Origin of the sequence: Achromobacter sp. SIMBA_011, assembly GCF_046535435.1 — a bacterium.
Lineage (GTDB): Bacteria > Pseudomonadota > Gammaproteobacteria > Burkholderiales > Burkholderiaceae_B > Achromobacter > Achromobacter dolens.
Genome location: NZ_JAWRWN010001189.1, coordinates 1 through 237, shown reverse-complemented (window position 1 = coordinate 237; position 237 = coordinate 1). Strand labels below are relative to the sequence as shown.

The 237-nt window shown below is 64.6% G+C and carries 1 protein-coding gene; it reads left to right on the top strand.

What is annotated here, in order from left to right; genetic code table 11:
- Positions 1–237 (top strand): extracellular solute-binding protein (locus tag SB816_RS34805; RefSeq protein ID WP_410548601.1); only part of this gene is annotated, 237 nt, incomplete at both ends.

Below are 237 nucleotides of genomic sequence, written 5' to 3'. Positions count from 1 at the left end.
CTTGCATGCGCTCGAACAGACGGGCGTGCCGGTGGGCGTGTCGTGGAATCAGAACCTGACGGCCGCCGACATGCTCGTGATTCCCAAGGGCGCGAAGCACAAGGCCGAAGCGATGAAGTTTCTCGCTGTAGCGACGAGCCCGCAGGCGCAGGCGAAATTCGCGCAGGACACGGGCTATGCGCCGATCAACGTGAAGTCGGCGGCGATGATGCCGGCAGCGGTCGCGAAGACCTTGCC